Genomic DNA, 13,834 nt, shown 5'->3' with positions numbered 1-13,834 from the left:
GATAATTTATTATTAGATTTAGCACTCACTTTATTCGAGTGCTAACAGAGGTGATTATCGATGTTAACGGATAGGCAATTATTAATTTTGCAAGTCATCATTGATGATTTTATCCTGACGGCACAGCCAGTTGGCTCCCGGTCAATATCAAAAAAAGACGAAATCACTCACAGCTCTGCTACGATCAGAAACGAGATGGCAGACTTAGAAGAAATGGGTTTCCTTGAAAAAACCCACTCTTCTTCAGGGCGTGTTCCTTCAGAAAAAGGGTATCGTTTTTATGTCGATCATTTATTGTCTCCTCTTCGGTTATCTAACCAGGAATTGACGACGATTCGACAAGCATTCAAGGATAGAATGATGGAGTTTGAACGAGTTGTGCAAAAGTCAGCAGGAATATTATCTGAACTGACCAATTATACATCCATTATCCTCGGTCCAGAGATTTTTGAAACGAAGCTTAAGCAATTGCAAATTGTTCCCTTAAATGATCAATCCGCTATCGCTATACTCGTGACCGACACAGGGCATGTAGAGCACAGGGCATTTAACATTCCTGTTGAAATCGATCATCCTCAATTAGAAAAGATGGTTAACATTTTGAATGATCGTTTAAGAGGAGTGCCTCTGGTGAAACTGTATGAAAAACTTCAAACAGAAATTTACGATTTGATTGAGATTCATACTGACCAGCATGAACATGCTTACTCTTATTTACAAGCCGCTTTGTTGGATGAACACCAGACGAAATTGTATATTGGGGGAAAAACCAATATACTGATGCAGCCCGAATTCAAAGACTTGGATAAAGTGCGATCTCTTTATGCAATTATTGAAAAAGAGAACGAGATGGCGGACTTGCTGAGATCTGGTGAACAAGGTGTTCACGTAAGGATAGGACATGAGAACCCATTCGATGCCATGCAGAACTGTAGTTTAATTACTGCAAGATACACGCTGGGTAATGAGCAGGCGGGAACTATAGCTCTGTTAGGCCCGACAAGAATGGAATATAATCGTGTCATTTCATTAATAAATGTTTTATCCAAGCAAATGACAGAAACGTTCCGTGGCTGGTATTAACTGCGGGAATAAAACAAAATTAGATGGGGGAGTTTTAATTCCCATCGCTTCTTTTTGTTAATTGCTTTTTTTAGGATATTAATTCATGTTATAGTCAATAACGTTGAAAGGGTCAAGGAGGTGTACGTCATGGAAGGAAAGAAACAAGAAGAACAAGAAATCATCGATCATTTAAACGATGAAAATGATGAAGAGCAAACTACTGATGAGAATCAGGCTGAAGTTGTAGAAGAAGATAGTGAGATCGACCAGATTCGTAAGGAAAAAGAAGAAGTGCACAATCGACTTTTACGACTCCAAGCCGATTATGATAATTTCCGTCGCAGAACTCAAAAAGAGAAAGAAGCGGATCGGAAATATAAAGCGCAATCTCTTGTAGAAGAACTAATTCCTGTTCTTGATAACTTCGAACGAGCACTGCAAGTAGAAGTTGAAGGAGACGCTGCTCAAAATTTTGCTAGTGGGATGAAAATGGTTTACGACCAGTTCCAGGCAGCGTTAGACAAAGAAGGAGTTGAAGAAATTCCAGCTAAAGGAGAAGAATTCGACCCTCATTTGCATCAGGCAGTCATGCAAGTAGAAGATGAAAACTTTGAATCCAATGTAGTTGTAGAGCAGCTGCAAAAAGGGTATCGCTTGAATGATCGAGTGATCCGCCCGGCAATGGTCAAAGTGAACCAATAAAAAATTGTTAACTATAGTAGAGGAGGATTTAGATTTATGAGTAAGATAATTGGAATTGACTTAGGTACAACTAACTCTTGTGTAGCTGTAATGGAAGGTGGAGAAGCAAAGGTAATCCCTAACCCAGAGGGTAACCGTACAACTCCTTCAGCTGTTGCATTCAAAAATGGCGAGCGTCAAGTTGGCGAGGTAGCTAAGCGCCAGGCGATTACAAACCCTAATACAATCCTTTCCATTAAACGTTATATGGGAACGGACCACAAAGTAGAAGTTGAAGGTACAGAATATACTCCACAAGAAGTTTCTGCGATTATCCTTCAGTATATCAAAGGGTATGCCGAAGACTATCTAGGCGAAACGGTAGATAAAGCTGTTATCACAGTACCTGCATACTTTAATGACGCGGAACGTCAGGCTACAAAAGATGCTGGTAAGATTGCGGGTCTTGAAGTAGAGCGAATTATTAACGAGCCTACTGCAGCAGCACTTGCATACGGTATCGATAAAGAAGATCAGGATCAGACAATCTTAGTTTACGACTTAGGTGGAGGTACTTTTGACGTATCCATCCTTGATATCGGTGACGGTACGTTTGAAGTAGTATCTACAGCTGGTGATAACCGTCTTGGCGGTGATGATTTCGATGAAGTTATAATCGATCACATGGTGGCTGAATTTAAAAAAGAGAATGGCATCGACCTTTCTCAAGATAAAATGGCTAAACAACGTCTGAAAGATGCAGCTGAAAAAGCTAAAAAAGATCTATCTGGTGTTGCTCAAACACAGATTTCTCTTCCATTTATCACAGCTGGAGAAGCTGGGCCGCTTCACTTGGAAATGAACTTGACACGCGCGAAGTTCGAAGAGCTTGCTTCAGACTTGATCGAGCGTTCTATGAAGCCGACTCGTCAGGCTATTAAAGATGCTGGACTAAGCACTAATGAAATTCATAAAGTGATTCTTGTTGGTGGTTCAACTCGTATTCCAGCTGTACAGGATGCTATTAAGAAAGAAGTAGGCAAAGACCCTTCAAGAGGAGTTAACCCTGATGAAGTAGTAGCATTAGGCGCATCTATTCAAGGTGGAGTCCTTCAGGGCGATGTTAAAGACGTAGTGCTTTTAGATGTAACACCATTGTCTCTAGGTATCGAAACTATGGGTGGCGTTACTACGAAATTAATTGAGCGTAACACTACAATTCCTACAAGTCATTCTCAAGTTTTCTCTACTGCAGCAGACAACCAGACAGCGGTAGATATTCATGTCCTGCAAGGTGAACGTGAAATGGCTCAGGATAACAAGACACTTGGCCGCTTCCAGTTGACGGATATCCCGCCAGCACCACGAGGAGTTCCACAAATCGAAGTGAGCTTCGACATTGATGCGAACGGTATCGTTAACGTTCGTGCGAAAGACATGGGCACTAACAAAGAACAGTCCATTACAATCAAATCTTCTTCAGGTCTTTCTGATGAAGAAGTAGAAGATATGGTTCGTCAAGCTGAAGAAAATGCAGAAGAAGATAAGAAGAAGCGTGAAGCGATCGAACTTCGTAATGAAGCTGATCAGCTAGTCTTCACTACCGACAAAACGATCAAAGATCTAGGGGATCAAGTTTCAGAAGAAGAGAAAGCAAATGCTGAATCTGCTAAAGAAGAATTGAAAACTGCGCTCGAAGGCGAAGATCTTGAAGCGATCAGAGAGAAGAAAGACGCTCTTCAAGAGCAAGTTCAAGCCCTTTCCGTTAAACTTTATGAGCAGGCACAACAGCAAGCTGAAGCAGCTCAAGGTGAGCAGGGTAACGCGGAAGAAGATGTTGTAGATGCAGACTATGAAGAAGTTAACGATGACGAAAATAAAAAGTAAGTGATTGAAATGAAAAAGTCAAAGTCAGGATCTTCTTGACTTTGACTTTTTTCAGGTCACAAGATTTTCAAGCTCTATTTCGTTTGCTTGAATGAGTTAGAGAGTGTTATGATAAACTTTATGCAATAGTGCCCGGGAGAGTGATGAACAAGTGAGTAAACGAGATTATTACGATGTGCTAGGGGTTTCTAAAGATGCCTCTAAAGAAGAAATCAAAAAAGCATATCGAAAACTAGCTAGAAAATATCACCCAGACGTAAGTGAAGAGGAAAACGCCTCTGATAAGTTTAAAGAAGCGAAAGAAGCTTATGAAACGCTGAGTGACCAGCAAAAGCGTGCACAATATGACCAATTTGGCCACTCAGGTCCTCAAGGCCAGGGATTCGGAGGGTTTGGCGGTGGTGCTGAAGACTTCGGTGGTTTCGGCGACATCTTCGATATGTTCTTTGGCGGCGGAGGTCGCAGAAGAGATCCTAACGCCCCAAGAAAAGGTGCAGACCTTCAATATTCTATGACGCTGACATTTGAGGAAGCTATCTTTGGAAAAAGCACAGATGTGGAAATTCCGACGGAAGAAGAATGTGATACATGTGATGGTTCAGGAGCTAAACCAGGTACTTCTCCAGAAACATGTACACACTGTAACGGAAGCGGTCAAATTAATCAGGAACAAAACACTCCGTTCGGTCGTGTCGTGAACCGCCGCGTCTGTCATCACTGTCAGGGCAGCGGCCAAATGGTCAAAGAAAAATGTAATACTTGCGGAGGGGACGGCCGCGTCACTAATCGTAAGAAGATTCATCTCGATATTCCAGCCGGAATCGATGAAGGCCAGCAAATTCGTGTGCCTGGTAAAGGCGAGGATGGTGCTAACGGCGGACCTGCAGGCGATTTATTCGTAGTCATTCGTGTGCAGCCTCACGAATTCTTTGAACGTGAAGGTGATCATATTTTCTGTGATATGCCTCTAACCTTCGCACAAGCTGCATTAGGTGATGAAATTGAGGTGCCAACAGTACATGGAAAAGTGAAACTTAAAATTCCTGGTGGTACTCAAACAGGCAAAACGTTCCGATTGAAAGACAAAGGTGCGCCGAATGTTCATGGACGTGGTCAAGGAGATCAGCATGTTAAAATTAAAGTGATTACTCCGAAGAATCTAACGGATCGTCAAAAAGATTTGATAAGAGAATTTAATGAAATCAGTGGAAATGAAGCTACAGAAGAACAGCATGGTAACTTTTTTGAAAGAATGAAACGCGCTTTCAAAGGTGAATGATCGTTTATTAGAGTGTCTGGAGGTATAGGTGTTTCGGGTAGTCCCGCAGCTTGAATCTAGACACTCTTTTAATTTTTATACCTACTTAAGAAAAGTGAGTTGATCCTGAATGAAGTGGTCAGAAATTTGTATTCACACGACAAATGAAGCAATTGAACCGGTCTCCAATATTTTACATGAGGCGGGTGCCAGTGGAGTTGTAATTGAAGATCCTAGAGATATGATTAAAGAGGAAAACTCGTTCGGTGAAATATATGAGCTCAATCCTGAAGATTACCCAAAAGAAGGGGTATACGTTAAAGCGTATTTGCAGATGAATAGTTTTTTAGGTGAGACAGTGGATTCGATTAAACAGTCTGTTACAAATCTTACGCTTTATAACATAGATATTGGCCGCAATTCCGTCTCATTGAGTGAAATACATGAAGAAGACTGGGCTACGGCCTGGAAGAAATACTACAAACCTGTAAAGATATCTGAACGGATTACGATCATTCCTACCTGGGAGGAATATGAACCTGTTTCAAGTGATGAACTCATCATAGAAATGGACCCAGGTATGGCATTTGGTACGGGAACTCATCCTACTACAGTTTTAAGTATGCAGGCACTTGAACAATATTTGAAGCCCGAAGATCTTGTACTCGATGTTGGGTCGGGTTCAGGAATACTTAGTGTTGCTTCTATTCTTCTCGGTGCTGAACATGTACACGCTTTTGATTTGGATGAGGTCGCCGTAAAGAGTACTTTCAATAATGCAGAATTGAACCACGTACAGAATCAGATCACTTCAACCAAGAACGACCTGCTTAAAGGTGTAGAAATACAGCCGGATCTAATTGTAGCGAACATTCTTGCTGAAATCATAGTTCAATTTGTGGACGATGCTTATAGGTTGTTGAAAGATGATGGGTACTTCATCACCTCAGGGATCATCTCTGGGAAAAAAGACCTCGTCTTAGAACGCTTAAAGCAAGCTGGTTTTGAAATAGTAGAAACGAATATGATGGAAGACTGGGTTCTAATTATCGCTAAGAAATAAGGTGTGACTTATTGTGCAACGTTATTTTGTAGACAGTTCCAACTGGAATCAAACGCAAGTGACTATTTCAGGTGACGATGTACATCATATTTCAAATGTGATGCGTATGACTGAAGGGCAGACGATAGTATGTGTTCATCCAGATTGTGGAGCGGCGGTTTGCTCTATTGAGAAGATGGAGGTTCCTGAACGGATTATTTGTAACGTCGATGAATGGATGAAAAAGAACACAGAATTACCTATAAATGTAACGATTGTCCAAAGCCTTGGTAAGGGAGATAAAATGGAGCAGGTTGTACAAAAAGCTACGGAGCTTGGTGCTGATTCTTTTATTCCTTATCAAGCTGATCGGTCAGTTGCGAAATGGGACAAGAAAAAAACAGATAAAAAAATTATGCGGCTTAAAAAAATCGCAAAAGAAGCAAGTGAGCAGTCAGAGCGAGTCAAGGTGCCAGAAATTCATGACCTTTTAGAGTTGAATGAACTGCTGCGAATGGATTCTTTTGATGTGAAATTGTTAGCCTTTGAAGACGAAGCCCGCAAAGATACTTACAGCTCCTTGCGGCTCGAGTTACAGAGGGTGAGTGAAGGGGATTCCCTGCTGGTCATTTTTGGACCTGAAGGCGGTTTTTCTTCACGAGAGTCCAATGCTTTAGTGAACAGTGGCTTTCACTCTATCCGCCTAGGGCCGCGGATTTTGAGAATGGAAACAGCGCCACTTTATTTCTTATCTGCTGTTTCTTATCATTTTGAAGAAAATGAATAACCGCTATGGCATTCATAGCGGTTGTTTTATATGTGAACATAGTCTTTTTAGTATTTCTAACGTCTGCTCGCATTTCTCATGGGGGCATGCTATGATACAATAGATGTACGAACAACTAATGGAAGGGAAGTATTATGATGGAGCAAAATCTAGCCAAGATGATTGATCATACACAATTGAAGCCCGATACAACAAAAGAAAAAATTGAGCAAATATGCAAAGAAGCCCGTGACAATAATTTCATGTCCGTTTGTGTGAATCCTTATTGGGTCAGCTATTGTAAAGATCTTTTAGAAGGAACGGATGTTAAGGTCTGTACAGTCATCGGTTTCCCATTAGGGGCAACTACGACGGAAACAAAAGTGTTTGAAACTCGCCAGGCTATTGAAAATGGTGCTGAAGAAGTAGATATGGTGATCAATGTCGGTGAGCTTAAGTCCGGCAATAAAGATGTCGTACAAAAAGATATTGAAGCTGTCGTTAAAGAAGCTGAAGGGAAAGCTTTAGTCAAAGTAATCATCGAAACATCTTTACTATCAGAAGAAGAAAAAGTTACAGCTTCTGAATTGACTAAAACAGGCGGAGCAGACTTCGTGAAGACTTCCACTGGTTTCTCAGGTGGAGGAGCTACGGTGGAAGATATCAGTTTAATGCGGAAAACGGTAGGCCCTGATCTAGGTGTAAAGGCTTCTGGCGGAGTACGCGATTATGAAGGAGCTAAAGCCGTCATTGAGGCTGGCGCTACTCGCATCGGGGCAAGCGCAGGAATTGCTATTGTTCATGGAGGAAAGGGAACCTCGGACTATTAATAAATAGATTGTATTTCATTATTATTTCGAAAAAAGTTGACCATATTCCTCCAATATAATATAATTGTCGAAGGTATGGGAGTTCTCTCATACATTAGAGAAACAGTTTTTTTGCTTCGGAGGGAGGGAAATAGCATGTCAAAAACAACTCGCGTTCGTAAAAACGAGTCACTTGAAGATGCTCTTCGTCGCTTCAAGCGCGATGTATCGAAAAGCGGTGCATTATCAGAATATCGTAAGCGTGAATATTACGATAAGCCTAGCGTTCGCCGCAAGAAAAAGTCTGAGGCCGCTAGAAAGCGCAAGTGATCTAAAGAGGGTGTTAATAGATGTCAATTACTGAACGTCTAAACCAAGATATGAAAACAGCGATGAAAGCCAGGGAGAAGAAAACTCTGACTGTCATCCGTATGGTGAAAGCTTCGATGCAGAACGAAGCGATTAAACTAGGTAAAGATGAACTTTCTGAAGAAGAAGAACTTACTGTTTTATCCCGCGAGGTAAAGCAGAGAAAAGATTCCCTCCACGAGTTTAAAGAAGCTGGACGCGAAGATCTTGTAGAAGAACTTATTCAAGAAATTGGGATTTTACAAGCATATATGCCGGAGCAGCTTTCTGAGCAAGAACTTGATCAGATTGTTCAGAATACCATTGAAGAAGTAGGAGCATCATCTAAAGCCGACATGGGAAAAGTCATGAACGCGGTTATGCCTAAAGTAAAAGGCAAAGCCGACGGTTCTAAGGTGAATCAGCTCGTATTAAAGCAATTATCATAATTGTTAAAGGTCTCTCTTTTTAAAAAAAGAGAGACCTTTTTAATTTTTTTTGAAACTTATTTAATCATAAAAACGTATAGACTAGTATTCAACAGATAAGATAGAATGAGGGGGGTGGATATATGAAAACTTTTCGAATAACCGTACTTAGTATCATGTTGCTGGTGGCGGCAGGTTTATCCGTTTTCCAATTAACTCATAAAGTTAGTGCAGATGGTGAAGGCAAGCAAGTGTATGTCATTCCTGTGGAGAGTACAGTTGAACGAGGGATGACAGCCTTCTTAGAGCGTACAACTAGTGAAGCCATTGAAAATGGAGCGGACCATATCATATTTGAAATTGATACACCGGGAGGCAGAGTTGATGCTGCGGGCGCTATAGGAGAATTGCTTCAAGATCTTGAGGTGCCGAATTCTGCTTACATTACGAGCCAGGCCTACTCGGCAGGGTCGTACATTGCTTTGAACGCTGATCAGATCTACATGAAACAGCAAGCGACGATCGGCGCTTCTGGTGTCATAAATTCTGATGGTACAGCGGCGGATAAAAAAGCACAGTCAGCGTGGATTTCCTCAATGGTAGCAGCTGCTGAGTCCAATGGGAGAGACCCGATCTATGCACGCGCTATGGCGGATAGCAGTGTAGATTTACCTGAATATGGAGCTGCTGAAGGTGAATTTTTGACTCTGGGTCCGAATGAAGCGGTCGAAGTAGGGTACGCAGAAGGAATCATGCAAGACCGGGTGGAACTTCTTAATGAGTTAGAGCTTTCTGGTGCTGAAGTTGTGGAAAATAATCCTACTCCTGCAGAAAACTTTGCTCGTTTTCTCACCAATCCTGTGGTCATCCCTATTCTATTATCTGTCGCTAGTTTAGGACTGATTGTTGAATTATACTCGCCAGGCTTCGGAATCCCTGGAATCATGGGAGTGCTTTCACTTGTCCTGTTCTTTTATGGACACATCGTAGCCGGCTTGGCTGGATATGAAGCCATCATTCTGCTCATACTGGGAATAGGACTGATTGTAACTGAGTTCTTCGTGACGAGTGGCTTCTTAGGTATAATAGGTGTCGTTGCAGTCGTTACATCCTTGATGATGTCTTCTGCTGACATGGGACAGATGGCCCTCAGTATAGGAATTGCTTTAGTCGTGACGATAGTCGCTTCCATCATCCTATTTAAAACCATCGGAATGGAGCGAGGTTTCTTTAAACGAGTCATTCTCAATGATTCCACCTCATCCGAGAAAGGCTATGTATCATCTGTGACCCGCTTAGAACTGATAGGACTAGTAGGAGAAACTGTTACACCACTTAGGCCGGCAGGCACTGCCGTCTTTGAGGAAGAAAGGCTTGACGTTGTGACAGAAGGTAATTTCATTGGAGCAAATCAGCGTGTGAAGATTGTGAAAACAGAAGGATCCAGAATCGTCGTACGCTTGTTAAAAAATTTAGAGGAGGAATAATTTAATGACAATTCAAGAACTGATGCCTATTATTATTATTGGTATTATCATCATCGTAGTTGCTGTACTATTCACGTTTATTCCAGTCATGCTATGGATTAGCGCGTTAGCGGCTGGTGTGAAAATCAGCATCCTTACATTAATCGGAATGAGACTGAGAAGGGTAATCCCATCACGAGTCATCAATCCATTGATCAAAGCTCACAAAGCGGGTGTCAATGTAGACACCAACCAGCTGGAAAGCCATTACTTAGCTGGAGGTAACGTCGACAGAGTCGTCAATGCTTTAATTGCTGCCCAGCGAGCGAATATTGAACTGAGTTTTGAAAGAGCTGCGGCAATTGATTTAGCAGGGCGTGACGTTCTAGAAGCGGTACAAATGAGTGTAAATCCTAAAGTTATTGAAACTCCTTTCATCGCAGGTGTTGCGATGGATGGGATCGAAGTAAAAGCGAAAGCAAGAATTACTGTACGTGCTAATATTGACCGACTAGTCGGTGGTGCTGGTGAGGATACGGTGATTGCCCGTGTTGGTGAAGGAATCGTTTCTACAATCGGTTCCAGTAAAAATCACAACAAGGTATTGGAAAACCCAGACATGATTTCGCAAAACGTGTTAGGCAAAGGTCTGGACGCAGGAACCGCTTTTGAAATCCTTTCGATTGATATTGCCGACATCGACATTGGTAAAAACATCGGCGCGATCTTACAGACTGACCAGGCAGAGGCAGATAAAAATATCGCCCAAGCGAAAGCTGAAGAGCGTCGTGCTATGGCAATTGCCCAAGAGCAGGAAATGCGTGCACGTGTTCAAGAAATGCAAGCTAAAGTTGTGGAAGCTGAAGCAGAAGTACCACAAGCCCTTGCAGAGGCTCTTCGTTCAGGGAAAATGGGTGTTATGGACTACATGAATTATCAAAACATCAATGCTGATACGGATATGAGGCAAACACTTGGTGATATGTCCGAGGACAAGGATAAGGATGATCAATAATTTTCCTACCCTCATAAAGGAGCATGGATATGACTGATCTAATTGAGATGATCACGAGCAATATTTTAATTGTCGCGGCAATCATCGGGGGACTGATTAGCTGGTTCTCAAGCATGAGTAAAGAGGATGAAAATGAGAAGAAAAGGGCACCTAAGCAGCCGAGGCCGACGATGACACCTTCAGGTCCTGCCGAGAGCAGCGGCCAAAAGGAAACACGGACGCAAGTTGAGGATGCCGTGAAGGAATCCAAAGGCCGGGTCGAAAGCTATTATGAAGAAAAACAAAAGAGGTTGGAAGAGGCTGCTGATTATCAAAATGATCGCAACCGACAATCTTTGTCCTTCGATCAAAGAACTTTAGATGGTGATAACTTAGAAGTTTATATTGAGAAAGGTAAAGAGACAAAAAAACCGAATTTGAAGTATTCATCGAGGTGGAATAGAAACAAGTTAGCTGAAGGCATAATAATGGCAGAAATTCTGGGTCAGCCCAGAGCTTACAAGCCACATAGCTCTCATCCAAGAAAAAGATAATGAAACGCACGGATTGTAGTGAATACAATCCGTGCGTTTTTCGTATGTATAAGGTAAGGGGGGAGCTGCATGTCAAAATGGCAAAATCAACTGCGCAATTGGGTGAGTCAGTATTTTGACCTGCCAGCTGATGTAATGCTTGATCTTCCAAGGATTACAACCATCGGCTCTATCCATGCTTACATAGAAAATTGTACAGGGCTTCTTCATTTTTCCGATCACGAGATAAGGATATCTCATCGAAGAGGTGAATTATCCATCAAAGGTAAAGATTTAAGGATAAAAATGATGCTGAAAGAGGAGCTATTACTGGAAGGGCAATTATTATCCATTGATTTCATTGATGAACCTAAAGGAGGGGGTGACTAATGTCAAAGAACCTGCCTGTCTTTCAAGGAAGGATAACGATCAAAGTGAAAGGGGGAAGCATCGAGTCATTTATGCAAACTTGTGTAAGTGAGGGATGTGTGCTTTCTCAAATAAAACAACTTGACGATTCCACTCTACTTATGACTATTCGAGTACAGGACTGGTCTACTTTAAAAAAATATCGCAAACGTCATAAATGCCGTATACAGTTTGTATCAACGGAAGGACTCCCCTTTTTTTACAACGCACAAAAAAAGAAAAAATCTTTATGGCTCGCGATCGTCTGCAGCTGTCTTGCAGTATTTTTACTGGCTAACACGTTATGGTCGATCAAAGTTGAAGGTTTGGAACCTGAGCTGGAGGCCGCAGTTAAAAGTCAATTAGATTCATACGGGATCAAGCCCGGCTCTCTCAGTATTTCGATGAAGCAGCCTAGAGAAGTTCAAAGGTTATTATTAGAAGACATACCCGATCTTCTATGGGTAGGGGTGAAAAAGCAAGGGACGAGCTATCAATTGTATGGAGTAAAGCAAACCAACTATGATGAACCCGAGGCACCTAGACCTTCAAATATTGTTGCTTCAAAAAAAGGCATGATTACTAAAATGTTTATTTCTAAAGGAAGACCACTAGTAGAAGTTAACGATGTAGTTAAAAAAGGTAAAATGCTGGCAACCGGTGAGTTGAAAGAAGATAGTGGAAAATATGTAGAAGCAGTTGGAGAGGTTCTTGCAGAGACATGGTACCGAGTAGAGATAGACCAGCCTGAACAAATAGAGCAAACCCTGACTGATGGAAGTTCCAGCACAGTTTATTCGATTGCAATTGGTAAAGTTTCGATACCGGTTTGGGGCTTCTGGCGAAAGAATGACGAGGAGGATCGTGAGGAAAGATATGAGCAGACTTTTGAGTTGTTCGGTTGGGAACTTCCTGTTCGTATTGGTCATAATACTAAGTATAAAAATGAGTTTTTAGGACAACAACCTTCAAAGGAGCAATCGGTCAAAGAGGCTTTGAAAAACGGGCGGAATTCCTTACTTGTCAATTTAAACGAAGACGCAGAAATATTAGATGAAAAAATTTTGCACCAGGGTGTGGACCGTGGTAAAGTAAAATTAATCCTATTATTTAAAGTTGAAGAAAATATAGCTGAAACCAAGTATGTTTCCCAAGGAGATTGAGTATGCAAGGAGAATTGAAAACAATCGATATACAATTAAATAATCCGACTGAAGCACTATCGTTGTTTGGCACAGAAGACCGTCACTTAAAACGAATAGAAGAGCAGTTGAAAGTAACGATCATTTCACGAGGGGAACACGTCAATGTTTCCGGACAGGCTGAGCACGTTCAACTTGTGGAAGACGTGCTGCTTTCCGTACTCGAAATCATTAGAAAAGGATTATCTATTACTGAAAGAGATGTCGTATACGCCGTTGAATTAGCTAAAAATGGTAAGATCAATCAATTCGAAGCACTCTTCGAAGATGAAATTACGAGAAATGCCAAAGGCAAATCAGTGCGTGTAAAAACCTTAGGACAAAGAAAATACGTGTCTGCAATTAAAAATCATGATCTTGTATTTGGAATAGGGCCAGCCGGAACAGGTAAAACATATCTAGCGGTGATTATGGCAGTCAATGCGTTAAAAAACGGAGAAGTGAAGAAAATTATTCTCACACGTCCGGCAGTTGAAGCTGGAGAAAGCCTTGGTTTTCTGCCTGGTGATCTTAAAGAAAAAGTAGACCCTTATTTAAGACCACTATATGACTCTTTACACGATGTTTTCGGTGCAGAGCATACCACACGGCTAATTGACAGGGGAACAATAGAAATTGCGCCTCTGGCTTACATGAGAGGCCGGACATTAGATGATGCATTCGCTATTCTAGATGAAGCGCAAAATACCACGCCAGAACAAATGAAGATGTTTTTAACTCGACTAGGTTTTGGTTCGAAGATGATCATAACAGGCGACATTACTCAAGTTGATCTTCCTAGAGGAATGACTTCAGGCTTGAAGGTTGCCGAGCAAAAACTGAATCATGTGAAGGGATCTGCTTTCATCCACCTTGACCAGACCGATGTAGTTCGTCATCCGCTCGTCCAGCGTGTTATTGATGCTTATGAGCAAAATCCATAATAAGGCCCGCAGGAGGGCCTTTAT

At 41.7% G+C, this 13,834-nt stretch carries 15 protein-coding genes; all 15 read left to right on the top strand.

Translation table 11 applies throughout. The annotated features are described in order from the left end of the window. Positions 1–60: 60 nt before the first annotated feature. The 15 genes from hrcA to O2Q26_RS02960 all read left to right on the top strand — a co-directional run bounded on the left by hrcA (position 61) and on the right by O2Q26_RS02960 (position 13,810). Positions 61–1,083 (top strand): heat-inducible transcriptional repressor HrcA, encoded by a 1,023-nt coding sequence (gene hrcA, locus O2Q26_RS03030; protein ID WP_289214498.1) that lies wholly within the window; start codon positions 61–63, stop codon positions 1,081–1,083. A gap of 129 nt (positions 1,084–1,212) precedes the next feature. Next, complete coding sequence (gene grpE, locus O2Q26_RS03025; protein ID WP_289214497.1) at positions 1,213–1,767, top strand: nucleotide exchange factor GrpE; 555 nt, start codon at positions 1,213–1,215, stop codon at positions 1,765–1,767. A 36-nt stretch (positions 1,768–1,803) separates the two neighbouring features. Beyond that, positions 1,804–3,633, top strand: a complete 1,830-nt coding sequence (gene dnaK, locus O2Q26_RS03020) for a molecular chaperone DnaK (RefSeq protein ID WP_289214496.1) — start codon at positions 1,804–1,806, stop codon at positions 3,631–3,633. A 151-nt stretch (positions 3,634–3,784) separates the two neighbouring features. Continuing rightward, positions 3,785–4,912, top strand: a complete 1,128-nt coding sequence (dnaJ, locus tag O2Q26_RS03015; protein WP_289214495.1) for a molecular chaperone DnaJ — start codon at positions 3,785–3,787, stop codon at positions 4,910–4,912. A gap of 109 nt (positions 4,913–5,021) precedes the next feature. Further along, positions 5,022–5,954 carry a 50S ribosomal protein L11 methyltransferase gene (gene prmA / locus O2Q26_RS03010; RefSeq protein WP_289214494.1) on the top strand — a complete coding sequence of 311 codons (933 nt, stop codon included), beginning with the start codon at positions 5,022–5,024 and terminating at the stop codon, positions 5,952–5,954. A gap of 13 nt (positions 5,955–5,967) precedes the next feature. Then, positions 5,968–6,720, top strand: coding sequence for a 16S rRNA (uracil(1498)-N(3))-methyltransferase (locus tag O2Q26_RS03005; RefSeq protein WP_289214493.1), 753 nt, complete (start codon positions 5,968–5,970; stop codon positions 6,718–6,720). 137 nt (positions 6,721–6,857) lie between these two features. Further along, positions 6,858–7,529, top strand: coding sequence for a deoxyribose-phosphate aldolase (gene deoC / locus O2Q26_RS03000; protein WP_253934344.1), 672 nt, complete (start codon positions 6,858–6,860; stop codon positions 7,527–7,529). A gap of 135 nt (positions 7,530–7,664) precedes the next feature. Then, the gene (rpsU, locus tag O2Q26_RS02995) at positions 7,665–7,838 is read left to right on the top strand and encodes a 30S ribosomal protein S21 (RefSeq protein WP_079530318.1); all 174 of its coding nucleotides are present in this window, start codon (positions 7,665–7,667) and stop codon (positions 7,836–7,838) included. 20 nt (positions 7,839–7,858) lie between these two features. Then, positions 7,859–8,305 (top strand): GatB/YqeY domain-containing protein, encoded by a 447-nt coding sequence (locus O2Q26_RS02990; protein WP_253934343.1) that lies wholly within the window; start codon positions 7,859–7,861, stop codon positions 8,303–8,305. A 155-nt stretch (positions 8,306–8,460) separates the two neighbouring features. Continuing rightward, positions 8,461–9,771 (top strand): NfeD family protein, encoded by a 1,311-nt coding sequence (locus O2Q26_RS02985; protein WP_289214738.1) that lies wholly within the window; start codon positions 8,461–8,463, stop codon positions 9,769–9,771. 4 nt (positions 9,772–9,775) lie between these two features. Continuing rightward, positions 9,776–10,765, top strand: coding sequence for a flotillin-like protein FloA (floA, locus tag O2Q26_RS02980; RefSeq protein WP_289214492.1), 990 nt, complete (start codon positions 9,776–9,778; stop codon positions 10,763–10,765). A 29-nt stretch (positions 10,766–10,794) separates the two neighbouring features. Further along, a complete protein-coding gene (locus O2Q26_RS02975; protein WP_289214491.1) occupies positions 10,795–11,298 on the top strand; it encodes a YqfB family membrane protein in 504 nt (167 codons plus the stop codon). A gap of 69 nt (positions 11,299–11,367) precedes the next feature. After that, a complete protein-coding gene (gene yqfC / locus O2Q26_RS02970; protein ID WP_289214490.1) occupies positions 11,368–11,667 on the top strand; it encodes a sporulation protein YqfC in 300 nt (99 codons plus the stop codon). Then, positions 11,667–12,848: a sporulation protein YqfD gene (gene yqfD / locus O2Q26_RS02965; RefSeq protein WP_289214489.1), complete on the top strand. Its 1,182-nt coding sequence runs from the start codon at positions 11,667–11,669 to the stop codon at positions 12,846–12,848. The genes yqfC and yqfD overlap by 1 nt, the downstream gene beginning before the upstream one ends. A 2-nt stretch (positions 12,849–12,850) precedes the next feature. Next, positions 12,851–13,810, top strand: a complete 960-nt coding sequence (locus O2Q26_RS02960) for a PhoH family protein (RefSeq protein WP_289214488.1) — start codon at positions 12,851–12,853, stop codon at positions 13,808–13,810. Positions 13,811–13,834: the final 24 nt, after the last annotated feature.

Origin of the sequence: Halobacillus campisalis, assembly GCF_030345335.1 — a bacterium.
GTDB lineage: Bacteria > Bacillota > Bacilli > Bacillales > Halobacillaceae > Halobacillus_A > Halobacillus_A campisalis.
The sequence above is the reverse complement of the archived record's forward strand: the minus strand, read 5'-3'. Positions and strand labels throughout refer to the sequence as shown.

Bases quoted from the DNA above. Each gene is read 5' to 3' on its own strand.
- rpsU (WP_079530318.1), top strand. From the start codon at position 7,665: ATGTCAAAAACAACTCGCGTTCGTAAAAACGAGTCACTTGAAGATGCT.
- O2Q26_RS02985 (WP_289214738.1), top strand. From the start codon at position 8,461: ATGTTGCTGGTGGCGGCAGGTTTATCCGTTTTCCAATTAACTCATAAA.
- deoC (WP_253934344.1), top strand. From the start codon at position 6,858: ATGGAGCAAAATCTAGCCAAGATGATTGATCATACACAATTGAAGCCC.
- dnaK (WP_289214496.1), top strand. From the start codon at position 1,804: ATGAGTAAGATAATTGGAATTGACTTAGGTACAACTAACTCTTGTGTA.
- prmA (WP_289214494.1), top strand. From the start codon at position 5,022: ATGAAGTGGTCAGAAATTTGTATTCACACGACAAATGAAGCAATTGAA.
- floA (WP_289214492.1), top strand. From the start codon at position 9,776: ATGACAATTCAAGAACTGATGCCTATTATTATTATTGGTATTATCATC.
- grpE (WP_289214497.1), top strand. From the start codon at position 1,213: ATGGAAGGAAAGAAACAAGAAGAACAAGAAATCATCGATCATTTAAAC.
- hrcA (WP_289214498.1), top strand. From the start codon at position 61: ATGTTAACGGATAGGCAATTATTAATTTTGCAAGTCATCATTGATGAT.
- yqfC (WP_289214490.1), top strand. From the start codon at position 11,368: ATGTCAAAATGGCAAAATCAACTGCGCAATTGGGTGAGTCAGTATTTT.
- yqfD (WP_289214489.1), top strand. From the start codon at position 11,667: ATGTCAAAGAACCTGCCTGTCTTTCAAGGAAGGATAACGATCAAAGTG.
- O2Q26_RS02960 (WP_289214488.1), top strand. From the start codon at position 12,851: ATGCAAGGAGAATTGAAAACAATCGATATACAATTAAATAATCCGACT.
- O2Q26_RS02975 (WP_289214491.1), top strand. From the start codon at position 10,795: ATGACTGATCTAATTGAGATGATCACGAGCAATATTTTAATTGTCGCG.
- O2Q26_RS02990 (WP_253934343.1), top strand. From the start codon at position 7,859: ATGTCAATTACTGAACGTCTAAACCAAGATATGAAAACAGCGATGAAA.